Annotated in this window: 24 protein-coding genes and 1 tRNA gene; 9 read left to right on the top strand and 16 right to left on the bottom strand. The window is 72.5% G+C overall.

Annotation, left to right across the window (positions count from 1 at the left end; all coding sequences use genetic code 11):
* The first annotated feature begins 13 nt into the window (after positions 1-13).
* Positions 14-205, top strand: a complete 192-nt coding sequence (locus tag AC07DS_RS27975) for a hypothetical protein (protein ID WP_479149605.1) — start codon at positions 14-16, stop codon at positions 203-205.
* Positions 206-283: 78 nt separating this feature from the next.
* Here AC07DS_RS27975 and AC07DS_RS27980 read toward each other — a convergent pair whose 3' ends face one another.
* The 5 genes from AC07DS_RS27980 to AC07DS_RS28000 form a co-directional block, all read right to left on the bottom strand.
* Positions 284-2395, bottom strand: a complete 2112-nt coding sequence (locus AC07DS_RS27980) for an MMPL family transporter (RefSeq protein WP_479149607.1) — start codon at positions 2393-2395, stop codon at positions 284-286.
* 16 nt (positions 2396-2411) lie between these two features.
* A complete protein-coding gene (gene sigJ / locus AC07DS_RS27985; protein ID WP_479149609.1) occupies positions 2412-3317 on the bottom strand; it encodes an RNA polymerase sigma factor SigJ in 906 nt (301 codons plus the stop codon).
* 159 nt (positions 3318-3476) lie between these two features.
* Positions 3477-4481 carry a Gfo/Idh/MocA family protein gene (locus tag AC07DS_RS27990; protein ID WP_479149611.1) on the bottom strand — a complete coding sequence of 335 codons (1005 nt, stop codon included), beginning with the start codon at positions 4479-4481 and terminating at the stop codon, positions 3477-3479.
* 42 nt (positions 4482-4523) lie between these two features.
* Positions 4524-5300 (bottom strand): SDR family oxidoreductase, encoded by a 777-nt coding sequence (locus AC07DS_RS27995; RefSeq protein ID WP_479149612.1) that lies wholly within the window; start codon positions 5298-5300, stop codon positions 4524-4526.
* Between the two features lie 15 nt (positions 5301-5315).
* A complete protein-coding gene (locus tag AC07DS_RS28000) occupies positions 5316-6479 on the bottom strand; it encodes a phytanoyl-CoA dioxygenase family protein (RefSeq protein WP_479149614.1) in 1164 nt (387 codons plus the stop codon).
* A 109-nt stretch (positions 6480-6588) separates the two neighbouring features.
* On the opposite strand from AC07DS_RS28000, the gene AC07DS_RS28005 reads away from it, so the two are divergent.
* Positions 6589-7620, top strand: a complete 1032-nt coding sequence (locus tag AC07DS_RS28005) for a LacI family DNA-binding transcriptional regulator (RefSeq protein WP_479149616.1) — start codon at positions 6589-6591, stop codon at positions 7618-7620.
* Here the strand turns inward: AC07DS_RS28005 and AC07DS_RS28010 are convergent.
* Positions 7601-8761 (bottom strand): Gfo/Idh/MocA family protein, encoded by a 1161-nt coding sequence (locus tag AC07DS_RS28010; protein ID WP_479149618.1) that lies wholly within the window; start codon positions 8759-8761, stop codon positions 7601-7603. The two genes, AC07DS_RS28005 and AC07DS_RS28010, sit on opposite strands and share 20 nt — an antisense overlap.
* A 143-nt stretch (positions 8762-8904) precedes the next feature.
* Between AC07DS_RS28010 and AC07DS_RS28015 the strand changes: the two genes are divergently transcribed.
* On the top strand, positions 8905-9909 hold the full coding sequence (locus AC07DS_RS28015; RefSeq protein ID WP_479149620.1) for a LacI family DNA-binding transcriptional regulator: 1005 nt from the start codon (positions 8905-8907) through the stop codon (positions 9907-9909).
* Here AC07DS_RS28015 and AC07DS_RS28020 read toward each other — a convergent pair.
* Positions 9899-10243, bottom strand: a complete 345-nt coding sequence (locus AC07DS_RS28020) for a cupin domain-containing protein (RefSeq protein ID WP_479149622.1) — start codon at positions 10241-10243, stop codon at positions 9899-9901. The genes AC07DS_RS28015 and AC07DS_RS28020 overlap by 11 nt on opposite strands.
* 143 nt (positions 10244-10386) lie before the next feature.
* On the opposite strand from AC07DS_RS28020, the gene AC07DS_RS28025 reads away from it, so the two are divergent.
* From AC07DS_RS28025 to AC07DS_RS28035, 3 genes are read left to right on the top strand one after another with little or no spacing between them, the layout of a single operon-like run.
* Complete coding sequence (locus AC07DS_RS28025; RefSeq protein WP_479149624.1) at positions 10387-10902, top strand: hypothetical protein; 516 nt, start codon at positions 10387-10389, stop codon at positions 10900-10902.
* Between the two features lie 32 nt (positions 10903-10934).
* Positions 10935-11870, top strand: a complete 936-nt coding sequence (locus AC07DS_RS28030; protein ID WP_479149625.1) for a dioxygenase family protein — start codon at positions 10935-10937, stop codon at positions 11868-11870.
* Between the two features lie 45 nt (positions 11871-11915).
* Positions 11916-13193, top strand: a complete 1278-nt coding sequence (locus tag AC07DS_RS28035; RefSeq protein WP_479149627.1) for a serine hydrolase domain-containing protein — start codon at positions 11916-11918, stop codon at positions 13191-13193.
* A 2-nt stretch (positions 13194-13195) separates the two neighbouring features.
* Here AC07DS_RS28035 and AC07DS_RS28040 read toward each other — a convergent pair whose 3' ends face one another.
* A complete protein-coding gene (locus AC07DS_RS28040; RefSeq protein WP_479149629.1) occupies positions 13196-13774 on the bottom strand; it encodes a TetR/AcrR family transcriptional regulator in 579 nt (192 codons plus the stop codon).
* Between the two features lie 216 nt (positions 13775-13990).
* On the opposite strand from AC07DS_RS28040, the gene AC07DS_RS28045 reads away from it, so the two are divergent.
* Complete coding sequence (locus AC07DS_RS28045; protein ID WP_479149631.1) at positions 13991-15418, top strand: MFS transporter; 1428 nt, start codon at positions 13991-13993, stop codon at positions 15416-15418.
* 45 nt (positions 15419-15463) lie between these two features.
* Positions 15464-15537, top strand: a tRNA-Pro gene (locus tag AC07DS_RS28050).
* Between the two features lie 74 nt (positions 15538-15611).
* Here the strand turns inward: AC07DS_RS28050 and AC07DS_RS28055 are convergent.
* The 8 genes from AC07DS_RS28055 to AC07DS_RS28090 all read right to left on the bottom strand — a co-directional run bounded on the left by AC07DS_RS28055 (position 15612) and on the right by AC07DS_RS28090 (position 22573).
* The gene (locus AC07DS_RS28055) at positions 15612-16577 is read right to left on the bottom strand and encodes a radical SAM/SPASM domain-containing protein (RefSeq protein WP_479149633.1); all 966 of its coding nucleotides are present in this window, start codon (positions 16575-16577) and stop codon (positions 15612-15614) included.
* Positions 16574-16801 carry a hypothetical protein gene (locus AC07DS_RS28060; RefSeq protein ID WP_479149635.1) on the bottom strand — a complete coding sequence of 76 codons (228 nt, stop codon included), beginning with the start codon at positions 16799-16801 and terminating at the stop codon, positions 16574-16576. The genes AC07DS_RS28055 and AC07DS_RS28060 overlap by 4 nt, the downstream gene beginning before the upstream one ends.
* Positions 16802-16951: 150 nt before the next feature.
* Positions 16952-17650 (bottom strand): GntR family transcriptional regulator, encoded by a 699-nt coding sequence (locus tag AC07DS_RS28065; protein WP_479149637.1) that lies wholly within the window; start codon positions 17648-17650, stop codon positions 16952-16954.
* A 17-nt stretch (positions 17651-17667) separates the two neighbouring features.
* Positions 17668-18669: a proline racemase family protein gene (locus AC07DS_RS28070; RefSeq protein WP_479149639.1), complete on the bottom strand. Its 1002-nt coding sequence runs from the start codon at positions 18667-18669 to the stop codon at positions 17668-17670.
* A gap of 51 nt (positions 18670-18720) precedes the next feature.
* Positions 18721-19617 carry a dihydrodipicolinate synthase family protein gene (locus AC07DS_RS28075; RefSeq protein WP_479149640.1) on the bottom strand — a complete coding sequence of 299 codons (897 nt, stop codon included), beginning with the start codon at positions 19615-19617 and terminating at the stop codon, positions 18721-18723.
* Positions 19618-19705: 88 nt separating this feature from the next.
* Entirely contained in the window at positions 19706-21103 is a 1398-nt protein-coding gene (locus tag AC07DS_RS28080) for an FAD/NAD(P)-dependent oxidoreductase (protein ID WP_479149642.1), read from the bottom strand.
* Positions 21096-21398, bottom strand: coding sequence for a (2Fe-2S)-binding protein (locus AC07DS_RS28085; RefSeq protein ID WP_479149644.1), 303 nt, complete (start codon positions 21396-21398; stop codon positions 21096-21098). The genes AC07DS_RS28080 and AC07DS_RS28085 overlap by 8 nt, the downstream gene beginning before the upstream one ends.
* Positions 21395-22573, bottom strand: a complete 1179-nt coding sequence (locus AC07DS_RS28090) for an NAD(P)/FAD-dependent oxidoreductase (protein WP_479149646.1) — start codon at positions 22571-22573, stop codon at positions 21395-21397. Before AC07DS_RS28090 ends, AC07DS_RS28085 begins: the two co-directional genes overlap by 4 nt.
* Positions 22574-22726: 153 nt before the next feature.
* On the opposite strand from AC07DS_RS28090, the gene AC07DS_RS28095 reads away from it, so the two are divergent.
* A complete protein-coding gene (locus AC07DS_RS28095) occupies positions 22727-22849 on the top strand; it encodes a putative leader peptide (protein WP_315903810.1) in 123 nt (40 codons plus the stop codon).
* Positions 22850-22859 lie beyond the last annotated feature (10 nt).

Here is a 22859-nt window from a genome sequence, read left to right on the forward strand (position 1 = left end):
GAGGACGGACGACATGGCTCACCGCACGGAACCGCGCGAGACGTCCCAGCACACCGCCGAGGCGGCCGACACCCCCGGCCGCTTCAGCCGGCTGCCCGAGCGGATACGACCGGAGGACACGGTGGAGACGAGGCCGGCGACCCTGCCGGACCCGGCGCGGGACACGTACAACGCGGATGAGTGGCTGATCCGGTACTGCGGCTGACGGAGCCGCCGCTCCGGGCGCGGCGCGTCATACGGACGGGCCTTCCGGCCGGAGCCGGAAGGCCCGCGCGGTACGTCGTCAGGTGCCCGCGAGTGCGGGTTCGGGGTCGGACGTGCCCGACGGCGGCCGGGGGTCGTCATGGCGCCTGAACAGCCCGCTGGGCCACCACATCCAGCGGCCCACGTCCAGGGTCAGCGCGGTGACCAGCACCGAGCGGACGATCACGGTGTCCAGCAGCACACCGAACGCGACCGCGAACCCGAGCTCGGCCGCGAACACCAGCGGCAGCGAGGCCATCGCCGCGAAGGTACCGGCCAGCACCAGACCCGCCGAGGTGATCACACCTCCGGTGGCGGACAGGCCCGTCAGCGCGCCCTGCCGGGTGCCGTGCAGCAGCGCCTCCTCGCGCACCCGGGTGACCAGGAAGATGTTGTAGTCGATGCCGAGCGCGACCAGGAACACGAACGTCAGCAGTGGGAAGGAGGCGTCCGCCCCGGCGAAGTGGAACACGTGGTCGAACATCAGACTGCTCACGCCGAGGGCCGCCGCGAACGACAGCACCACCGTCGCCATGAGCAGCAGAGGCGCGACGATCGCCCGCAGCAGCAGCGCGAGGATGAGGAACACCATCACCAGCACGATGGGGATGATCACCGCGGAGTCGCGGGCGGCCGCTTCGCGGGTGTCGAGGGTGACCGCCGTGTTGCCGCCGACCTGGGCGTGCGCACCCTCGATCCGGTGGACCGCGGTTCGGGCGCGCTCGACGGTGCGCAGCGCGGCCGTGCTGCTGGGGTCGTCCTCGAGTTCCCCGAGCAGGATGGCCTCACCGGCCACGACCCTCGGTGCCGACACACCCGCGACTCCCGGTACGGCGGACAGTGCGGCCCGCACCCGCTGCGCCGAGGCGGCCCTCGTCACGACGTAGACCGGGTCGCCCGACCCTGCCGGGAAGTGGCGGGACTGGATCTCCTCGCCGACGGCCGTCTGCGGCCTGCCGGTGAACTGGTCCGTGTTGGAGAGCCCGTCCGCCCTGAGCCCGAACAGCCCCGTCGCCATGGCCCCGAGAACGAGCGCGGTGCCGATCCACACGAACCGCGGGCGGCCCGAGACGGCGGTGCCGACCCGGGTCCAGACGCCCTCGCCGCTCGCACCGGCCGATCCGTACGACGGCCGCACCGGCCAGAAGATCCAGCGGCCGCAGACGACCAGCAGGGCCGGCAGCAGGGTGACCATGGCGAGCAGCCCGACCAGGACGCCGACGGCGCAGGCAGGGCCGAGCCCCTTGGTGGAGTTGAGGGTGGCCAGCATCAGCAGCGTCAGGCTGACCGCGACGGTCGCGGCGCTGGCGACGATCGCGGGACCGGAGCGGTGCAGGGCCTCCGCCATCGCCTCGTGCCGGTCCTCGTGCCGCCGCAACTCCTCCCGGTAGCGCGAGACGAGCAGGAGCGCGTAGTCGGTGGCGGCGCCGAACACCAGCACCGTCAGGATGAAACCGGTCTGCTTGTTGACGGTGAGGCCGGCGTTCTTCGCCAGCAGGTAGATCACCGCCTCCGACGTGACCAGGGCGGCGCCCACGGTCAGCAGCGGCAGCACGGGCAGCACCGGGCTGCGATAGGTGAGCAGCAGGATCACGACCACCACGGCCGCGGTGATCGTCGTCAGACCACCGCCCTCGCTGAACGCCTTGATCGAGTCCGATGCGTACCCGGCAGGTCCGGTGACATGGAACCCGAGACCGCCCGCGTTCGCCTCGCCGACCCCGCTCAGCGCGTCGACGGCCTTGCCGATTCCCTCCCAGCCGGTCCTGTCCCTGCGTACCTGGACCACGGTCTGGATGGCCCTGCCGTCCTGGGCCCGCACCGGGCCCTGCGGCTGCCCCACCACGTTGCGGATGCCCTTGAAGGCCTCCGCGTCGGCTCGTGCCTTGGCCATGTCGGCAGGGGTGACACCCCCGGGCCGGTCGTAGACCACGATCGCGGGCAGGGTGTCGGCGAGCCGGAACTTCTCGGCCCGGTCGACGATCCTGGTCGACTCCGCGTTGCCGGGCAGCCAGGCCGAGTTGTCGTTCTCCTCGACGTCACCGAGCTTGCCGGCCAGCAGGAGGGCCGGGACCAGCAGGAGTGTCCAGAGGACCAGGACGACCCATTTCGCCACCCTGCCACTGGGCAGGGACGCCAGTTTGCGCACCATGTGGATTCCTCGGCGTTCAGTCGACGTGAGCGAGCTTGTCGGGATTGGCGACGACATAGATCCCGCACACCTGGTCGCCGTCCGGAGTGAGATCGAGGACGAGGACGGCGTACAGGGTGTCACCGGCGAACAGCACCGCCGCCGGGGCGCCGTTGACGCTGCGGTAGGCGATGTCGAGGCCCTTGCCGGAGTGGGGGGCGGCAGCGGCGAGCAGCCGGGCGACCTTGTCCCGGCCGTGCAGCGGACGCAGGCCCGCAGGCGCCCTGCCCTTGCCTCCGGCGTCGCCCCACAGGGTCACCTCCGGCGCCAGGAGCCGCAGGAGGGCGTCCAGGTCACCGCCGAGGGCGGCGGCCAGGAACCGTTCGGTCACCTGCCTGCGGACGCGCGGGTCGGGCTCGTAGCGGGGGCGTCGCGCGTGGACGTGCTCCCGGGCACGATGGGCGAGCTGGCGGATCGCCGAGGGGCTGCGGCCGAGGATGTCCGCGATCTCGGTGTGGGCGTAGCCGAACACCTCGTGCAGGACGAAGACCCCGCGCTCCAGCGGAGTGAGGGTTTCCAGGACCACCAGCAGCGCCATCGACACCGACTCGGCCCGCATCGCCGTGTCGACGGCATCGTCCGGGGCGGGAGTGTCGGCGAGGGGGCCGATGACCGGCTCGGGCAGCCACGGCCCGACGTACGTCTCGCGGCGGCGGCTGACCGTGGCCTGGTGGGCGAGGGCCCGGTTCACGGCGATCCGCACCAGGTAGGCGCGCGGGCTGTCGATCGGCTCCGCGTTCGCCGCCTGCATCCTGGCCGTCCACGACAGCCAGGTCTCCTGCAGCACGTCCTCGGTGTCGGCGACGCTGCCGAGCATGTTGTAGACGATGGAGAACAGCAGTTCACGGTGGTCGTGGAACACCTGTGTCGCGGTGTCGGACATCGCGGGGCCTCTCGTCTCGGATGCTTTCCGAACTGAGAGCGCCCCGGGCGCCCGGAGTGTGACATTCACTCACGGGATGTGATCCAGATCTCACAGGTCCGTGCCCGAGTGGGCCTCGGGCACGGACGGGCCGGTGTCCGGGCCGACGGAGGTCCGCCGTCAGGCCCCCCGCACCTCCGCGATCGTCACCGGCCGGTGCTCGCGCAGGGACAGGGTGCAGGCATCGGCGATCCAGCCCGCCTCCAGGGCGTCCTCGACGGTGCAGGGGGAGGGGCGGGTGCCGGCCACGACCTCGGTGAACGCGGTGAGTTCGGCGCGGTAGGCCTCGGTGAAGCGGTCCATGAAGAAGTCGTGCGGGGTGCCCGCCGGGAAGGACACCCCGGGCTCGACCGAGCGGAGCGGGAGCTTGTCGTCCAGGCCGACCGCGATCGAGTCCGCGAAGCCGTGGAGTTCCATGCGGACGTCGTAACCGCGGGCGTTGTGGCGGGAGTTGGAGACCACCGCGATCGTGCCGTCGTCCAGGGTGAGGATCGCGCCGGTGGTGTCGGCGTCGCCCGCCTCCTTGATGAAGTCGGCGCCCCGGTTGCCGCCCACCGCGTACACCTCGGTGACCTCGCGGCCGGTCACCCAGCGGATGATGTCGAAGTCGTGGACGGAGCAGTCGCGGAAGATGCCCCCGGAGGCGGCGATGTAGGCGGCCGGCGGCGGCGCCGGGTCCAGGGTCGTCGAGCGGACCGTGTGCAGCTTGCCCAGCTCGCCTGCCTGCACCGCGGCCCGTGCGGCGGCGAAACCGGTGTCGAAGCGGCGGTTGTAGCCGATCTGGATCGGCACGTCGGTGCCTTGCACGGCCTTGAGGACCTCGACGCCCTGCGCCATCGTGCGGGCGACCGGCTTCTCGCAGAAGACGGGGACGCCCGCCTCGACACCCGCCCGGATCAGCGCCGGGTGGGCGTCGGTCGCGGCGGCCACCACGATGCCGTCGACGCCGGCGGCCAGCAGCGCCTCGGGCGAGTCGGCGACCTCGGCCCCGAACCGCTCGGCCGCGGCCTTGGCCGCGTCCGCGAACGGGTCGGTGACGACGAGGGACTCGACGGCGTCGAGCCCGGAGAGGGTCTCGGCGTGGAACGCGCCGATGCGGCCGAGGCCGAGGATTCCGATGCGCATGAGGGTGCGGCTCCTAAGGTGCGAGGGTGCTGGAGGAGAGAGCTAGTCGAGGGCGCCGAGCACGTTCTGGTCCCAGTCGATCACCGAACCGGTGACCACCCCGGACCGGTCGGACAGCAGCAGGACCACGAAGTCGGCGATCTCGTCCGGCCGGCCGAGCCTGCCCATCGGCAGCCGGGCGGCGGCCTGCTCCTGCCAGTCGTCGCCCGCGTCGTGGAAGGCGCGCTGGGTGGCGTCCTCGCCCTCCGTCGCGGTCCAGCCGATGTTCAGGCCGTTGATCCGGATCCGGTCCCAGCGATGGGCGTGCGCGGCGTTGCGGGTCAGGCCCGCCAGGCCGGCCTTGGCGGCGACGTACGGTGCGAGGAACGGCTGCCCGCCGTGCGCCGACGAGGTGATGATGTTGACGATCGTGCCGGCCGCCTTGCGCGCCACCATGTCGGCCACCGCCGCCTGCATCGCGAAGAACGGCCCCTTGAGGTTGACCGCGATGTGCGCGTCGAACAGCTCGGGCGTCGTGTCCAGCAGGGTCCCGCGTGAGGTCAGGCCCGCAGAGTTGACCAGGCAGTCGATCCGGCCGTAGGCGTCGGCCACCTCGGCCACCGAGGCCTTGGCCTGGTCGGCGTCCGACAGGTCGGCCTGGACGTACATCGCCCTGCCGCCGGCCGCGGACAGTTCGGCCACCAGGGCCTCGCCCGGTTCGGGGCGGCGCCCGGTCACGGCCACCGTGGCACCCTCCCGCACGGCGGCCCGCGCGATCGCGGCGCCGACGCCCTGGCTGCCGCCGTTGACGAGGACGACCTTGTCGTCGAGAAGTCCCATGAGTTCCTTGCTCTTTCAGCTCTTGCGCCGCTCGGCGCCGGCCCGCAGCTCGTCCCGCAGGGCCCGGGGAGTCCATTCCTCGCGCACCGCCCGCCGTACCACGTCCGCCTGCGAGGGCGGCGCCAGACCGCCGACCGGCGGATCGTCGTCGAGGTCGGTGGGGAACGGATAGCCCTCGGCGCTCGCGGCGATCACGTGGTCGAGCCACTCCTGACCCGCGCCTTCCGCCTTGCGTTTCAGCAGCACCGGGAAGACCGCGTTGGCCACGGCCTCCCGGTCCACCGTCTCCATCGCCCGCCCGAACGCCGAGGACACCTGGAGCAGGTTGGCCATGCGCCGGACGTCCGCCGAACGGTTCGGGCCGGCGGCGTGGAAGAGCGCCGGGTTGAAGAAGGCCGCGTCGCCCTTGGCGAGGGGAAGCTGGACGTGGTGCGCGTCGAAATGGGCCTGGAACTCCGGGAGTCGCCAGGCCAGGTAGCCGGGTTCGTACCGCTGCGAGTACGGCAGGTACAGCGTCGGCCCCGACTCGACCGGCATGTCGCAGTGCGCGACCGCGCCCTGCAGCGTGAGCGCGGGGGAGAGACGGTGGACGTGCGCGGGGAAGGCGGCGGCGGCCTCGCCGGTCAGGAAGCCGAGATGGTAGTCCCGGTGCGCGGTCTGGGCGGCGCCGCCCGGGTTGACCACGTTGATCTGCGAGGTGACCTGGTAGCCGGGGCCGAGCCAGGCCTCCGAGACCAGGGCCACGAGGTCGTTGGCGTAGTAGTCGGCGAACGTCTCCGGGTCGTACAGCGCCGCCTTCTCCAGGGCGTTCCACACCCGGTCGTTGGCGCCCGGCCTGGCGAAATGATCCCCGGCGCCCGCGCCGGAGGCCCGCTGCTCGGCGATCAGGGCGTCGAACACCGCCGTCGCCCGGTCGACGACCGCCGGGTCGGGGAAGGCGCCCTCGAGGACCACGACGCCGGGCCCGTCGGTGAGCGCCCGGACCAGCTCGGCCTGCACCTCCCGGCGGTCACCGGCGCGGAGCCGTCCGCTGTCGTAGACGAGCACGTCGCTCTCCACCGACGCGGCGTACGGGTACTCCGCGCGATCGGTGGTCCGCGCGAGCAGGGCGCGGAAGGAGCCGAGGTCGCAGTCCTGCTCGGAGAGCCAGGCACGGCCCTGTGCGGCGGTGAGGGACATCGTCGTCCTTCTTTCGTTCCCGGGGCGACGTCGTGCTGTCATTCTTGTCAGTACAAACCCCTCGAACAACCGGCAGCAATCCATCAAAAACCCTTCAAGGAGCCGAACCGTGGGCCACCCCTTCCCGATCCGTGAGATTGCCCGTCAGGCCGGCCTCAGCGAGGCCACCGTGGACCGCGTGCTCAACGGCCGGGGAGGGGTGCGGGCCAGCACCGCTCAGGAGGTGCACCGGGCCATCGCCGACCTGGACCGGCAGCGCACCCAGGTCCGGCTCGTCGGCCGCACCTTCATGGCCGACATCGTGATCCAGGCGCCCGATCGGTTCACCACGGCCGTACGGGCCGCCCTGGAGGCCGAACTGCCCTCCCTGCACCCGGCCGTGCTGCGCTCGCGCTTCCACTTCCGGGAGACCGCCCCGGTGGGGGAGCTGGTCACGATCCTGGACCGGATCGCCCGGCGCGGCTCCCAGGGCGTGATCCTCAAGGCCCCGGACGTCCCCGAGGTCACGGCGGCCGTCGGCCGGCTGACCGCGGCCGGCATACCGGTCGTCACCCTGGTGACCGACCTGCCCGCGAGCGGCCGGCTCGCCTACGTGGGCATCGACAACCGCGCGGCCGGTGCCACCGCGGCCTACCTCATGGGCCAGTGGCTCGGCGACCGCCCCGGCAACGTCCTCACCAGCCTGAGCAGCGGCTTCTTCCGCAACGAGGAGGAGCGCGAGATGGGCTTCCGCAGCGCCATGCGCGTCCGGCACCCCGATCGCGTGCTCGTGGAGCTGACCGAGGGGCAGGGCCTGGACGCCACACAGTACGACCTGGTCCGGGCCGCTCTGGAGCGCGACCCGGAGATCCGGGCCGTCTACTCGATCGGCGGCGGCAACATCGCGACACTGCGGGCCTTCGGGGAGCTGGGCCGCGAGTGCGCCGTGTTCGTCGCGCACGACCTCGACCACGACAACACCCGGCTGCTGCGCGAGCACCGGCTGTCCGCCGTGCTCCACCACGACCTGCGCCAGGACATGCGCGAGGCCTGCCACCTCGTCATGCGCGCCCACGGCGCCCTGCCCCCGGCGGGACCCACCCTGCCGTCCGCGATCCAGGTGGTCACGCCCTACAACATGCCTACGACGCAGACAGGCTGACCCACGCCCCGGTCTCGGCCGACACCGCCATCGCGTCGAGCACGGCCGCGCTGTGCACCGCGTCGGCCAGGGTGGCGCCGTACGCCCTGCCCTCGGCGATCGAGCGCAGGAAGCGGTACGCCTCGATCACCTTCAGGTCGTCGTAGCCCATCGCGTTGCCGGCGCCCGGCTGGAACGCGGCGAACTCGCCGTCGCCCGGGCCGACGTACACCGTGCTCACCGGCTGGTCCTGGTACGCCGTACCGCGGCTGACCGCCAGCTCGTTCATCCGGCGGAAGTCCCAGGACACCGCGCCCCGGGTGCCGTGCACCTCGAAGCCGTAGTTGTTCTGCTCGCCGACCGAGACCCGGCAGGCCTCCAGGACGCCGCGGGCGCCGGAGGCGAAGCGCAGCAGGCAGCTGACGTAGTCCTCGTTCTCGACCGGGCCCGGCTCGCCGCCGGAGGCCAGCGCGTGACCGGCCGTCGCGCCGGTGGGGCGGGCCCGCTCCGGGACGAAGACCGCCGTGTCGGCGGTCAGGGACGCGATGTCGCCGAGCAGGAAGCGGGCCAGGTCGGCGCCGTGCGAAGCCAGGTCGCCGAGCACCCCGCTGCCGCCGCGCTCGCGCTCGTACCGCCAGGTCAGAGCGCCGTCGGGATGGGCCGCGTAGTCGCTGAACAGACGGATGCGGACATGGGTGACGGTGCCGATCCCGCCGGAGGCGATCAGGTCGCGGGCGGCTTCCACGGCGGGCGCATTGCGGTAGTTGAAGCCGACCGTGCCCCGGACCCCGGCCTCGGCGACCGCGTCGGCCACCGCGCGGGCGTCCTCGCCGGTCAGACCGACCGGCTTCTCGATCCACAGGTGCTTGCCCGCCTCGGCCATCGCCACCCCGATCTCCCGGTGCAGGAAGTTGGGCGCGGTGACGCTGACGGCCCGGACCCGCGGATCGGCGGCCACCTCACGCCAGTCGCGGGTGGCGGAGGCGAACCCGAACCGTTCGGCGGCCTCCTCGGCCCGGCCCGGCACCTCCTCGGCCACCGCCACCAGCTCGGGCCGCACGGCGAGCTGCGGATAGTGGTGCCGGACACGGGCGTAGGCCTGGGTGTGCACCCGCCCCATCCAGCCGAACCCGACGACGGCGACACCGAGCGCATCCACCATGACAGCCCCTTTTTGGACCGGTCCACATCCTGTCCGGGCCACCTTTGTACGGACATGGCGCATGCGTCAACCCTTCGGCAAGGGAAAACGGATCCATGTCAACCCTTTGACAGCCCGGCCAGCCACATGGAACGGTCCATCCCATGAGACCGCCGACGATCCGCGATGTGGCCGAACGAGCAGGGGTGTCGAAGTCGCTGGTCTCACTGGTGCTGCGCGGCTCCGGCCAGGTACGCGCGGAGAAACGGGACGCCGTGCTCAAGGCCGTCGGCGAGCTGGGCTACCGTCCCAACGCCGCCGCGCGCAGCCTGAGCGAGCAGCGCACCCGAACCGTCGGCGTCCTCCTCGACGACCTGCGCAACCCCTGGTTCGTCGACCTGCTCGACGGCCTGAACTCCCTGCTGCACGCGGCCGGCCTGCACATGCTGCTCGCCGACGCCCGGCTGAACCGGCGCATGGGCCACGACCTGGCCGAACCCTTCCTGGACCTGGGCGCCGACGGCCTGGTGGTGGTCGGTACGGTCCCGGACGCGGGCGGACTCGGCGCGCTGGCCCGGCGGATGCCGGTGGTCGTGGCGGGCGCCCGCGAGCCGCAGCCGCCGGGCGTGGACGTCGTCGCCGGGGACGACGAACTCGGGGCCCGGCTGGCCACCGAGCACCTGCTCGGCCTCGGCCACCGCCGGATCGCCCATCTCGGGGGCCACGGCGCCGTCGGCGAGCTGCGGCGGCGCGGCTTCGAGGCGGCCATGCGGGCGCAGGGCGCCGAACCGCTGGTCGAACCCGGCGATCTGACCGAGGAGGGCGGCTACCGGGGCACGGTACGGCTGCTCAGCCGCGCCGACCGGCCCACGGCGGTCTTCGCCGTCAACGACATGGCCTCGGTCGGCGCGCTCTCGGCGGCCGGGGAGCTGGGCCTCACCGTCCCGCGCGACCTGTCGGTGGCCGGGTACGACAACACCAGCATCGCCCGGCTGCGGCACGTCTGGCTCACCACCGTCGACACCGCCCCGCACGAGGTCGGCCGGCGCGCCGCCCGCTGCCTCCTGGACCGCTTCGAGCGGCCGTCGGACGAGGGGCGGCTGCACCTGGCCGCACCGACCCTGGAGATCCGGGGCACGACGGCGCCGCCGCCCCGCCTCACAGATTGATCGCGTACGCCTTGCGCAGCGTCTCGTGCACGGTCCATGTCGTGCGGTCGCCGGCGCGCAGCACCGCCAGGTCCCCGGGACCCACCCGCAGCGTCGGCCCGTCCTCGAACTCGATCGTCGCCGACCCGCTGATCACCACGAACAGCTCGTCCGCCTCGGTGTCGGTGACCACGCCCGGGGTGATCTGCCAGATCCCGCGGATCTGCCGGCCGTCCGCCGACTCCCAGACCACCTTCCCCGTCACCTCCGGGTTCCCGGAGACGATCTGCTCCGGGTCGAGGGGCTCGGGTTCGAGGTCGGCGTCGGGGATGTGGAGCGCGAAGCTGTGCGTCATGGGGTGACCCTAACCAGCGCCGGCGTCGTCCGGCCGTCGACAGTGTGTGCGGCATCGGGCCTGGTGGGAGGACACTTCGTCGGGCCGCTCGGGCCGGGCGTGCGAACTGGCGGCGGCCCGGGGCGCGGGTGATGGTGGGGTGCATGGCTGACTCCACGGCGGCCGCCGCCGAGCCGCACCGGCAGCACGGCACGCGCGAGGCCGTCCTGTTCGGCGGGGTCTACGGCGCGGTCCTGGCCAGCTCGATGGTCGCCGCGCTCACCCAGTACGGCCACAGCTCCGCCGCCGGCCGCCGCTACGACGCCCTCTGGCTGCTGGTCACCGCATGCGCCTCCGCACTGGCCCACGGCTACGCCCACTACATCGCCGAGCGCGCCCCGCACCGCCGCTGGGACGTGCTGCGCACCCTCGTCGACGAGTGGCCGCTGGTCATGGCGGTCGTGCCGACGGTGTTCCTGCTCGCGGGCGCGGGCTGGGGCTGGTGGCCCCCGAACGGCGTCGAGTACCCGGTGTTCGCCCTGAACATCGTGATCCTCTTCGCCCTCGGCCTGTTCACCGCCCGCGGAGGGAGGCGCAGTTGGCCGGCCGCCGTCGGGATCGGCCTGGTGGACGCGGTGCTCGGGGTGGTCGTGGTGGTGGCCAACGCGGTCATCAAGTAGGAGAGCGGTGTGCCGCTGGGCATGGATTCGGTATGACCACCGAAGACGCCCTGGCCGCGCCGGCCGAGCCGGCCGCGACCGAAGACGCTGTGAGCGCGAAATCCGCATCCGAAGCGGCTGTCGACGCCGTGACCCGCCAGGCCGTCGACAGTCTGTCCGCCACCGCCGACCCCCGGCTGCGCGACCTGCTCACCGCCCTCGTCCGGCACCTGCACGCCTTCGCCCGCGAGACCCGGCTGACACAGGCCGAGTGGGAACGGGCCGTCGGCTTCCTCACGGCCACGGGGCAGGCCTGCACGGACACCCGGCAGGAGTTCATCCTCCTGTCGGACGTCCTCGGCCTGTCCATGCTGGTCGAGACGGTGCACGGCCACAGCGCGCCCGGCACCACCGAGTCGACGGTCCTCGGCCCCTTCCACCTCACAAAGTCCCCGGCCCGTGAACTCGGCGACAGCATCGACCTGGTGGGCGACGGCGAACCCTGCGTGGTCAGCGGCCGGGTCCGCGCCGTCGACGGCACCCTGCTGCCCGGCGCGGTCGTGGACGTCTGGCAGGCCGACCCGCACGGCTTCTACGACGTGCAGCGCCCGGACGCCCAACCCCCGGGCAACGGACGCGGACTGTTCACCGCCGACACCGAGGGCGCCTTCTGGTTCCGCACCTGTCTGCCCGGCCCGTATCCGATCCCCACCGACGGACCCGTGGGCACCCTGCTGGGGGCCTGCGGCCGCCATCCCTGCCGGCCCGCCCACATCCACTTCATCGCGGAGGCCGACGGCCACGCCCCGGTCACCACCCACATCTTCGTGGCGGGCGGCGCCCACCTCGACTCGGACGCGGTGTTCGCCGTGAAGGACAGCCTGGTCAAGGACTTCACCCCGACCGACGACCCCTGCCTGGCCCGCGAGTTCGGCGTACCGAACCCCTTCCGGCACGCCCGCTTCGACCTCGTACTGGACCGCGCCTGAACCCGTCGTGCTGCGGGCCGTACGTGACGGGGGCACTCTGTAGACATGCTGGGCGCGGTGGGCCGTACGGCTTGCGACGCGGCACGGGACGCGGAGGCCTCCCGGGGCGTGCGGCGCTCACCCCCGCGCCGGTCCCGTACCGCGGCCCTGTGCGCCGCCGCGCTGCTCGCCGTGACGCTGCAGACGACGACGGCCGCGGCTGCCGTCCCACCCCGGGACAACGGCTGCGTCGCCACCGAGGGCAAGACCGCAGGCACGGCCGGCCAGATCCTCGGCATCGTGCGCAAGGCGCGCGGCGACCTCGATCTGAAGGCCGCCCTGGTCCGGGTCACGCAGGACGGGCGGGAGGTGGCCACCTTCGCGGACGGCAACTCGATGAACGGCGTGCCGGCCACCCCGGCGATGCACTTCCGGTCGGGCTCGGTCGCCATCGCCTTCATGGGCACGGTGCTGCTCCAGCTCGTCGACGAGCACCGGGTCGGCCTGGACGACCCGGTCTCCCGCTGGCTGCCGGACCTGCCGCACGGGGATCGGATCACCCTGCGGATGCTCGGCGACTCGACCTCGGGACTGCACGACTACGTCACCGACCCGGCCTTCGTGAAGCAGCTCTACGCGGACCCGTTCCAGCACTGGACGCCGCAGGAGCTGGTCGCCTTCTCCCTCGGCCATCCTCTCTGGTACGACCCCGGCACCGGCTGGAGCTACTCGCACGCCAACTTCGTGTTGCTCGGCCGCGCCCTGGAGAAGATCACCGGAACCCCGCTGGACACGCTGCTGCGGCAACGCGTCATGGACCCCCTCGGGCTCAGCGAGACCGGCAACGGCTTCACGCCCGAGATCCCGGCGCCCGTACTGCACGCCTACGACGACGAACGCGGCCCCTACGAGGACGCCACCTACTGGGACCCGTCCTGGACCACCGCGCCCGGCGCCGTCCAGACCACGGACATCTGTGACCTGGCCCGTTCCGCCCAGGGCATCGGCTCGGGACAACTGCTCTCCCACAGCTCCTACCAGGTGCAGCTGAACCCCGGCACCGTCGGCCTGGGCGCGCCGACCACGAGCTGCCCCGCGACCGTGTGCTTCAAGCAGACCGAGGACTTCCACTTCGGGGTGGGCGTCGGCGTCAAGAACGGCTGGGTCCTGCAGAATCCGTCGTTCGCCGGGTTCGCGGCCGTGCAGGCCTACCTGCCGGCTCAGCGGCTGGCCATCGCCGTGTCGACGACCGTCGGGAAGAAGGCGCCCGAGGGCAACACGGCCCAGACGATCACCGAGCGCATCGCGGCGTACCTCGCCCCCGACCACTCGCTGACCGGCTGACCTCAGCGGCCGGTGCGCACTCCGTCCAGGGCGATCGCGAGCACCCGGTCGCGCTGGGCCTCGTTCTCGAACGCCGTCGCCGTGATGCCGGCGACCATCCGCAGCAGGTCGCCGAAGTCCATGTCCGCGCGGGCCACGCCCGCCTTCTGGGCGCGCTCCAGCAGCGGACCGCCGGCCGAGTACATCGACTCGCGGCAGGCCATGAAGATGTCGGACTCGTCGTCCAGGGCCTCGCGGACCGCGCGTTTGGTGACCATGTAGCCCGCGAACCGGTCCAGCCAGGCCGTCAGGGCGTCCCACGGTTCCCGGTCCGCCAGCTCGACGGCCGCCCGGCACAGGGCGTTCACCTCGTCCGCGTAGACGGTCTCGAAGAGGTCGCGGCGGGTGGGGAAGTTCCGGTACAGGGTGCCGATGCCGACACCGGCGCGGCGGGCGATGTCCTCCAGGGAGGCCTCCGCGCCGTGTTCGGCGAACGCCTCGCGGGCGGCTGCGAGCAGCGCGTCGTAGTTGCGGGCGGCGTCCTTTCGGTGCGGCCGGCGGGTCGCGACGATCTCGCTGACGGGGAACGGCGTGGCCGTCACTGCTGCCTCCCGGAAGGGAATCGGTTGAACCGGAGGTGGGCCTCCGTTACAGTGGAGGGGTACCTCCACTTTAGCAGTGCGGGGGCGGCTTCGCCGTGGACGGACGCGTCCCGGCGCCGGCCTCCCGCACCTCGTTCGTACGGGCCCTGCGTGTCACGCACCGCCCGTCCCCCAAGACGTCCACCCTCCGCGTCCCGAATCCGGAGAGGCTTCTCCATGCCCCGCAAGTCCACCCGTCTCACCTTCGCGGTCCTGGCGACCGGTGCCGGCGTGTTCGCCATGCTGCAGTCGCTGATCGCGCCGGCCCTGCCGACCGTCCAGCACGCGCTGCACACCTCGCAGTCCACAGCGACCTGGGTGATGACGGCGTACCTGCTGTCCGCCTCGGTGTTCACCCCCATCCTCGGCCGCGTCGGCGACCTCGTCGGCAAGAAACGCACCCTCGTCGCGGTCCTGCTGGCCGTCCTCGCCGGCTGTCTCGTCGCCGCGCTCGCCCCGAACATCGGCGTGCTGATCGTCGCCCGGGTCGTCCAGGGCGTGGGCGGCGCCCTCTTCCCGCTCTCCTTCGGCATCATCCGTGACGAGTTCGCCGCGTCCCGGGTGAGCGGCAGCATCAGCAACCTGTCCGCCGTGATCGCCGCGGGCGGCGGTGTCGGCATGGTGGCCGCCGGGCCCATCGTCTCCGCCCTCGACTACCGCTGGCTGTTCTGGATCCCGGTGGCCATCGTCGCCGCGACCGTTCTGATCGCCCTGCGCTACATCCCCGAGTCGCCCGAAAAGGGCCAGGGGAAGGTCAGTTGGCTCGGAGCCGTGCTGCTCTCCGCCTGGCTGGTGGCGCTCCTGCTCCCGCTCAGCCAGGCCGGGCAGTGGGGTTGGGGTTCGCCGAAGGTGCTCGGCCTTCTCACCGCCGCCGTCCTGCTGTTCGCCCTGTGGCTGACCACCGAGGCCCGCTCCCGCACCCCCCTCATCGACCTGCGTGTGATGCGCCTGCCCGCGGTGTGGACGACCAACGCGGCCGCCCTGCTGTTCGGCGCGGGCATGTATGCGATCTGGTCCTTCCTGCCGGGCTTCGTCCAGACACCGACCGCGGCCGGCTACGGCTTCGGAGCGAGCGTGACCAAGTCCGGCCTGCTCATGCTGCCGATGCTCGTCGCGATGTTCCTGTCGGGCGTCCTGTCCGGGCGGCTCGAACCCCGTGTCGGAGCCAAGGCGTTGCTCACCGCGGGCGCCGCGCTCGGCGCACTGGCCTGTGGCTTCCTGACCCTCTGGCACGACGCGCAGTGGCAGATCGCCGTCGTCGCGGGCCTGTTCGGCCTCGGCATCGGACTCGCCTACGCCTCGATGGCCAACCTGATCGTGGGCAGTGTCCCGCCCGAGCAGACGGGCGCGGCCACCGGCATGAACGCCAACATCCGTACCATCGGCGGCTCCATCGGCGCGGCCCTCACCAGTGTCCTGGTCACCGCCCACCTGCAGCCCTCCGGCCTGCCCCAGGCCTCCGGCTACACCCACGGCTGGACCCTGCTCGCCCTCCTCTGCCTGGCCGCGACCGGCGCCGCCCTCCTGGTCCCGGTCCGTCGCGCCGCCCGAACGGCGGAGCCCGTCGCGGCGGGGACGACACCGGCACCCGCGCGCGTGCGGTAGGGTTGACCTGCGTGATCACGCGGAAAGCCCCGTGTGAACTCGCATCGGGACGTGGCGCAGCTTGGTAGCGCACTTGACTGGGGGTCAAGGGGTCGCAGGTTCAAATCCTGTCGTCCCGACGTGAAGTCGCAGGTCGGAGGCGGTTTGCTCTTACAGAGCAGACCGCCTCCGACGGTTTTCGGACATGGAGTGGTCAGCGGGGTCCCGTCTGCTTCGCTCGGGCGATCGTCGGCAGGGGATCGCACGACTGGGTGCACAGCAGCGGTTCGCACGGACAGGAGATGTCGGGCTGGCAGGACTGCGGACACCGTGCGCTGTCGGCCTCCTTCTGCCAGACCGTGTCGTGGATCTCGCGGCGGATCTGCGCGAGCTCGTCCCCGCGCAGGATCTCCTCCAGCGTCTGCTCGAGGACGTCACCGACAGCCCAGTCGCGGGACATCACGCACGGGAAGACCTTGCCGTCCGGCGCGACGGCGAGGTTGCCGTTCCAGCAGTGCCCGCACAGGCCCGACAGGCTCGCACTCTGTCCGAGCAGGTCCTGCCCCCGGCCGAACTCCCGTACCTCCGAGGTCCGTACTGAGCCGTCCACCCCGAGGTCGAGCAGGAACCGCCGGGTGCGTTCCGCGGCCTCGGTGTCACCCTTGACCGCGATGACGCCCACCCGCGTCGGCACCCCCTTCTCGACGAGCCGGCGGAGGTTGGCAACGGTACGCCGGTGACTGCCGCGCACGGTGGTGACGGCATCGTGCACAGCGGGGTCGTCGGAGTAGACCGAGGTCGCGAAGTGCACGGCGTTCTCCGCCGAGAACGTGAGCGTCTCCTCGTCCAGCCGGGTGAGGTTGGTGAACACCTCCACGAAGTCGAAACCCGTGTCCACGCCACGGCGCAGCAGCTCGTCGAAGTCCGGGTGCAGCTGGGGCTCGCCGCCGATCAGCTGGATCCGGCGGCAGCCCAGTTCGTAGGCCTGGTCCAGTACCGATCCGTAGTCCTCGGTGGTCAGCACGTCCCGGTCGCCGCTGAGCGGATGCGAGTCCGTGTAGCAGTGGACGCACCGCAGATTGCAGCGGTTCGTCAGCTCGAGCCAGAGGAAGTCCAGGACCCCGTCGACGTCCTCGAGTGTCGTGGGGGTCTTCGTCCGTGTCGCCTCCTGAGCGCTCACCGGCTTCCCTCCGCCCGATCCGGAATCGGCATCAGGGCCAGCTCCCCGTCCCAGTTCACCGGCGTCATCGTGAACCGGAGCCGGTACGCGACACCGTCATCGGCGCGGAACTCCCACCCCTGGCCGATGGTGAACCACACATCGCCGCCGGGCTTGGTCCTCGCCCGGACGGCGAACTGCGGGGGACCGGCGATGGCCGGCAGAGATTCCTCGTCCTGGGACACGGCTGTCGCCCTCCTGGCGGTCATGCGCTCGACGGACGCGACCCAGCATCACCGCACACCGGGGCACCGGGATCGGGGCACGCCCGCCTCAGGCACCGCATCGCCCGAACGGGCGTGCAACAGGCGGTCGCAGGACTGCCCGGACAAGTCCTAGTCCCGCGCCGCCCACAAGCTGCGCACATGCCCCAGATGCCGGGTCATGACCTCCAGTACGGCCTTCTCGTCGCGCTCCAGCAGGGCGTCCAGGAGTTCCAGGTGCTCCTCGGCCGAGGCGAGCAGGCGGCCCGCCTCGACCAGGGCGGTGAGGCCGTAGAGGCGGGAGCGCTTACGCAGGTCGGCGACGACCTCGACCAGGTGGGTGTTGCCGGCCAGGGCGAGGAGGCCGAGGTGGAAGCGGGTGTCGGCCTCGACGTAGGCGATCAGGTCGCCGGCCGCGGCGGCGGCGACGATCTCCCGGGCCGCCGGGCGCAGCGCCTCCAGGGAGACCCCGTCGGCCGTGCGGGCCAGGTCCACCACGGTGGGGATCTCGATCAGGGCGCGGATCTGCGTGTACTCGTCCAGTTGCCGGTCGGAGACCGCGGTGACCCGGAAGCCCTTGTTGGGCACCGTGTCGACCAGGCCCTCCTTGGCCAGGTCGAGCATCGCCTCCCGCACCGGCGTCGCGGACACGCCGAAGCGGGCCGCGAGCGACGGCGCCGAGTAGACCTCGCCCGGCCGGAGTTCGCCCGCGATCAGCGCGGCCCGCAGCGCGTCGGCGACCCGCTCGCGGAAACTGCTCCGCCGGCCGCCCAGCCGGGGGAGTACGGGTGCGTCCGCGTCCTGCGGTTTCTGTGCCATGTCACGCATCATCGAATTCTAGTCGGTGGCTAGAGGACGAACCCCTCCGGGAACGGGTCGGTCGGGTCGAGCAGGTACTGGGCCGTGCCGGTGATCCAGGCCCGCCCGGTGAAGCTCGGCAGGACGGCGGGGATGCCGGCGACCTCGGTCGTGCCCAGCAGCCGGCCGGTGAACCGGGTGCCGATGAAGGACTCGTTCACGAACTCGGTGTGCAACGGGAGTTCGCCCCGCGCGTGCAGTTGTGCCATGCGCGCGCTCGTCCCCGTGCCGCAGGGCGAGCGGTCGAACCAGCCGGGGTGGATGGCCATCGCGTGCCGGGAGTGGCGGGCGGTGGCGCCGGGCGCGTACAGGTGGACGTGGTGGCAGCCGCGGATGGACGGGTCCTCCGGGTGGACCGGCTCCTCCTCGCCGTTGATCGCCTCCATCAGCGCAAGCCCGGCGGCGAGGATGTCGTCCTTGCGGGCCCGCTCGAAGGGCAGGCCGAACTCCTCCAGCGGCAGGATGGCGTAGAAGTTGCCGCCGTAGGCGAGGTCGTACGTCACCGTCCGCCCGTCGGCGAGCACCGCCTTGCGGTCCAGCCCGGCGCTGAAGGACGGCACGTTGCGGAGGGTGACGGCGGTGGCCGCGCCGTTCTCCACCGCGACCTCGGCGACCACGACTCCCGCCGGGGTGTCCAGACGGATGGTCGTCACCGGCTCCACGACCTCCACCATGCCCGTCTCGACCAGCACCGTCGCCACGCCGATCGTGCCGTGCCCGCACATCGGCAGATAGCCCGAGACCTCGATGTAGATCACGCCCCAGTCGCAGTCGGGGCGGCTCGGCGGCTGCAGGATCGCGCCGCTCATCGCCGAGTGCCCGCGCGGCTCGTTCATCAGCAACTGCTTGACGGGGTCCCGGTGTTCACGGAAGTACAGCCGCCGCTCGTTCATCGTCGCACCGGGTACGGTGCCGATCCCGCCGGTGATCACCCGGGTCGGCATGCCCTCGGTGTGCGAGTCGACGGCGTGCAGGACGAGCTTGCTGCGCATCTCCGGTTTCCTTCCCGTGGTCGGTTCGCGATCCTTCCTTCCTGCCGTCGGTCACGCGAGCCCCGAGGCCGCCGCCTTCTCCGTGGCCGCGCGGACCGCTGCCTCCTGCTCGGGAAGCAGCGGGACGCGGGGCGGGCGCACCGGGCCGCCGTAGCGGCCGACCACGTCCATGGACAGCTTGATGGCCTGTACGAACTCCACCCGGGAGTCCCAGCGCAGCAGCGGGTGCAGCTGCCGGTACAGGGGGAGCGCGGTGGTGAGGTCCCCGGCCACGGCGGCGCGGTACAGCTCGACCGAGGCCCGGGGCAGTGCGTTGGGGTAACCGGCCACCCAGCCCTTGGCTCCGGCCACCGCCAGCTCCAGCAGGACGTCGTCGGCGCCGATCAACAGGTCGAGTTCGGGGGCGAGTTCGGCGATCCGGTAGGCGCGGCGGACATCGCCGGAGAACTCCTTGACGCCGTGGATGTGGCCCTCGCCGTGCAGCCGGGCGAGGAGTTCGGGCACGAGGTCGACCTTGGTGTCGATCGGGTTGTTGTACGCCACCACCGGGACGCCCGCCCTCGCGACCTCCGCGTAGTGGGCGAGCACGGACCGGTCGTCGGCGCGGTAGGCGTTGGGCGGCAGCAGCATCACGGACGCGCAGCCGGCCTCGGCCGCCTGTTCGGCCCAGCGCCGCGCCTCGGCGGCGCCGTACGCCGCGACGCCCGGCATCACCCGCTCGCCGCCGATCGCGGCCACGGCCGTCTCCACCACCCGGGCGCGCTCCTCGGGTGTGAGCACCTGGTACTCACCGAGGGAGCCGTTCGGTACGACGCCGTCGCAGCCGTTCTCCACCAGCCAGGCGCAGTGCTCGGCATACCGGTCGTGGTCCACCGAGAGGTCGGCGCACAGCGGGAGCGCGGTGGCGACGAGGACACCGCGCCAGGGGCGGTTCTCCGGAAGGGTCATGAGTGGTCCCCAATCCAATAGAGTGTGACATATTACTGAGCTTCGTAGGTGTGTGCATGCCTCCGGCACCGGTCAGTCGGTGCGCCGGTCAGTCGGTCTCGCGCTCGGGCAGGTTCGCCAGCACCCCGAGCGGCACCGGCCGGGCGAACGGCCGGCGCCCCGGCGCGAGCGGGCATCCGGTCAGCCCGGCCACTGCGGGCCCGCACATCCGGCCCTGGCACCAGCCCATCCCGGCCCGGGTGAGCAGCTTCACGGTGCGCAGGTCCCCGGCTCCGAGCGTGCCCACGGCCGTACGGACCTGCCCGGCGGTGACCTCCTCGCAGCGGCACACCACCGTGTCGTCGGTGATCCGGCCGGCCCAGTCGGCGGGCGGGGCGTACACCGTGTCGAGCACCGCGAAGAATTCCCGCAGCCGAGTGCGGGCGCGAGCGGCCGCGGCCCAACGGCGCGGATCGGGCGTGGTGCCGTGCAGCCGGGCGGCGGCGGAGCGGCCGGCGATGTGTCCCTCGGCGAGCGAGAGGGCGGCGCCGCCGATCCCGGTGGTCTCTCCGGCCGCCCAGACGCCCGGTACGTCGGTGCGCTGCTCGTCGTCGACCCGGACGTCCGTACCGGACAGCGTGCAGCCCAGGGTCTCGGCGAGGTCGGTGTGCGGCAGCATGCCGTGCCCCACCGCGAGGGTGTCGCAGGGGATGCGGCGGACGCTGCCCGGCCTGAGCCGTCCGTCCCGGTCGAGCGCACCGATGCCGACCGCCTCCAGCCGGTCGGTGCCGTGCGCCTCCACGACGGTGTGCCGGGGCAGGGTACGGACACCGTGCCGTACCAACCGGCCGCCGTACCAGGCGCCTTCGGCGAGCTTGCCGGGCTGCGCGACGAGTGCCGGGGCCCGCCGCAGCAGGGCCTTCGGGTCGGCGGACTCGACCAGCGCGGCCACGCGGGCGCCCGCCGCCGCGAGCCCCGTGGCCACGGGCAGCAGCAGCGGCCCGGTCCCGGCGACCACGGCCGTACGGCCCGGCAGCACGAGGCCGCCCTTGAGCATGGCCTGCGCGCCGCCCGCGGTGACGACTCCGGGGAGCGTCCACCCCGGGAAGGGCAGCACCCGCTCGTAGCCGCCGGTGGCGAGCAGGACGGCGTCCGCGCGGACGGTGACACCCTCCTCCTGCGCGGGACCGCGCAGCGCGTGCACCGCGAAGTCCCCGGACTCGCCCTCCACGCACCAGACATGGTGATCCGTCAGGTGTGTGATCCGACCGGCGGCAATCTGCCGGTCGAGTCCGTCCCGCAGTCGTTCCCAGGTGCGCCACTGGTGGTGCAGGGCCTGGGGGCGGCGGGCGCCGAGTGCGGCTGCGGGCTGCCGGTAGAACTGCCCGCCCGCCTGTTCGGCCGCGTCCAGGAGGGTCACGCGCACGCCGCGCGCGGCCGCGGCCAGCGCTCCGGCCAGCCCCGCGGGGCCCGCCCCGACGACGGCGAGATGCGGTCGCTCAGTCATCGTCCGGGCCCGTCCCCTCCTGTGTGCGGATCACATCACCCGGCCGTACCGGGAGCAGGCAAGCCCGCCTGTTCGCCAGGCCGTTGACGGTCACAAGGCAGTCGAAGCACACCCCGATCCCGCAGAACACCCCGCGCGGCCGGCCCGCTTCACGCGTGCTGCGCCAGGCGGTCACACCGGCCGCCCACAGCGCGGCCGCGACCGTCTGGCCGGGCAGCGCCTCGAGGGGCCTGCCGTCGAAGGTGACGCTGAACGGGGCGCCCGGCCGGGCGCGGGCCAACTCCCTCGGATTCATGGGGTGTCGTCTCCGTTCGTTCCAGGGGTGGCGGCCGCCTCGAACCGCTCCGGACGGAAGGGCGCGAGATCCAGGTGCGGCGTCTTCCCGGTCAGTGCCCGGGCGATCGACTGCCCGGTGCCGGTGGCCAGTCCGATGCCCGCGCCCTCGTGGCCGCAGGCGTGGTACAGGCCGGGCAGCCGGGCGTCGGGGCCGATCGCCGGGAGGTGGTCGGGCAGGTAGGGCCGGAATCCCGCGTACGTCCGCAGGGCGCACACCCGCTCCAGGAAGGGGAACAGTCCGATCGCACCGGCCGCCAGCGCCCGTACCGCCGGAAGGGACAACGAGCGGTCGAATCCCACCCGTTCACGGGTGGCGCCGATCAGGACCGGACCGGCGGCCGTGCCCTCGACGACCGGCGAGGTCCTGAGCGCGGCCGAGTCGCTCGCCACGTCCGCCACGTAGTCCGCTGCGTACACCTTGTGCCGGACCATGCGCGGCAGCGGCTCGGTGACCAGGACGAAGCCGCGGCGGGGGAGAACCGGCAGGTGCACGCCCGCCAGTGCGGCGAGATCGCCGCCCCAGGTCCCGGCCGCGTTCACCACCGCCGGGGCGTGGATGTCGCCCTGGTCGGTACGGACGCCGAGCACCGACCCGCCCGCCGCGCGCAGCACCCCGGTCACGGTCCACCCGGTGAGCAGGCGGGCGCCGGAGGCGCGGATCAGGTGGGCGGCGGCCAGCGCGGGCATGACCTGTGCGTCCTGCGGATAGTGGACGCCACCCGCCATGCCGGGCGCCAAGTGAGGTTCAAGAGCGTGGAGTCCGGCCGGGTCCACGGGCTCGGCCGTGACACCGGCGGCGCGCTGGCCCGCGGCGAAGTCCGCCAGCGCACCGAGTGCCCCGGGCGTCGAGGCGACCACCACACCGCCCTTGGGCTCGTACTCGACCGACGCCCCCAGTTCCCCGGCCAGCTCGGCCCACAAGCGGGCCGACAGCAGGGCGAGTTCCAGCTCGGGGCCCGGCTCCTTGTCTGAGACCAGCAGGTTGCCCTCGCCGGCACCGGTGGTGCCGCCGGCCACCGGGCCGCGGTCCACCACCGTCACGTCGAGGCCGGTCCGCGCGGCGTACAGCGCACAGGCCGCGCCCACCATTCCGGCTCCGACGACCACGACATCGCAGGTCAGTCGCTTCGCCACATCAGTACTATGTCACATGTTGCACTCCCTGAGGAGTCCCCCGCACCGCCCTCGTCACCCGCCCGGAGTCCCAGGCGTGGACGCCCCCTTGACGTCGTACGACGGCGGATCGACACTCCAGGGGAGGGAATCCTAGTGAACAGGTAGGGAAACATGGTGCGCCTCCGGACGGTGGTCGGCCGAGCGGGCCGTACGCCGTTGTACGCACCACTTCTCACCTCCCGCCTGCACATCGACCTGCTGCGCGTCTGCAGCGCCATCAGTCCTCGGGGCTGAGTCTGCGGGG

The organism is Streptomyces sp. NPDC044064 (assembly GCF_056434245.1).

Bases quoted from the DNA above. Each gene is read 5' to 3' on its own strand.
- AC07DS_RS28070 (WP_479149639.1), bottom strand. From the start codon at position 18,669: ATGCGCAGCAAGCTCGTCCTGCACGCCGTCGACTCGCACACCGAGGGC.
- AC07DS_RS28095 (WP_315903810.1), top strand. From the start codon at position 22,727: ATGGTGCGCCTCCGGACGGTGGTCGGCCGAGCGGGCCGTACGCCGTTG.
- AC07DS_RS28000 (WP_479149614.1), bottom strand. From the start codon at position 6,479: ATGTCCCTCACCGCCGCACAGGGCCGTGCCTGGCTCTCCGAGCAGGAC.
- AC07DS_RS28065 (WP_479149637.1), bottom strand. From the start codon at position 17,650: ATGATGCGTGACATGGCACAGAAACCGCAGGACGCGGACGCACCCGTA.
- AC07DS_RS27995 (WP_479149612.1), bottom strand. From the start codon at position 5,300: ATGGGACTTCTCGACGACAAGGTCGTCCTCGTCAACGGCGGCAGCCAG.
- AC07DS_RS28045 (WP_479149631.1), top strand. From the start codon at position 13,991: ATGCCCCGCAAGTCCACCCGTCTCACCTTCGCGGTCCTGGCGACCGGT.
- sigJ (WP_479149609.1), bottom strand. From the start codon at position 3,317: ATGTCCGACACCGCGACACAGGTGTTCCACGACCACCGTGAACTGCTG.
- AC07DS_RS27990 (WP_479149611.1), bottom strand. From the start codon at position 4,481: ATGCGCATCGGAATCCTCGGCCTCGGCCGCATCGGCGCGTTCCACGCC.
- AC07DS_RS28020 (WP_479149622.1), bottom strand. From the start codon at position 10,243: ATGACGCACAGCTTCGCGCTCCACATCCCCGACGCCGACCTCGAACCC.
- AC07DS_RS27975 (WP_479149605.1), top strand. From the start codon at position 14: ATGGCTCACCGCACGGAACCGCGCGAGACGTCCCAGCACACCGCCGAG.
- AC07DS_RS28085 (WP_479149644.1), bottom strand. From the start codon at position 21,398: ATGAATCCGAGGGAGTTGGCCCGCGCCCGGCCGGGCGCCCCGTTCAGC.
- AC07DS_RS27980 (WP_479149607.1), bottom strand. From the start codon at position 2,395: ATGGTGCGCAAACTGGCGTCCCTGCCCAGTGGCAGGGTGGCGAAATGG.
- AC07DS_RS28075 (WP_479149640.1), bottom strand. From the start codon at position 19,617: ATGACCCTTCCGGAGAACCGCCCCTGGCGCGGTGTCCTCGTCGCCACC.
- AC07DS_RS28035 (WP_479149627.1), top strand. From the start codon at position 11,916: ATGCTGGGCGCGGTGGGCCGTACGGCTTGCGACGCGGCACGGGACGCG.
- AC07DS_RS28010 (WP_479149618.1), bottom strand. From the start codon at position 8,761: ATGGTGGATGCGCTCGGTGTCGCCGTCGTCGGGTTCGGCTGGATGGGG.
- AC07DS_RS28080 (WP_479149642.1), bottom strand. From the start codon at position 21,103: ATGACTGAGCGACCGCATCTCGCCGTCGTCGGGGCGGGCCCCGCGGGG.
- AC07DS_RS28025 (WP_479149624.1), top strand. From the start codon at position 10,387: ATGGCTGACTCCACGGCGGCCGCCGCCGAGCCGCACCGGCAGCACGGC.
- AC07DS_RS28030 (WP_479149625.1), top strand. From the start codon at position 10,935: ATGACCACCGAAGACGCCCTGGCCGCGCCGGCCGAGCCGGCCGCGACC.
- AC07DS_RS28015 (WP_479149620.1), top strand. From the start codon at position 8,905: ATGAGACCGCCGACGATCCGCGATGTGGCCGAACGAGCAGGGGTGTCG.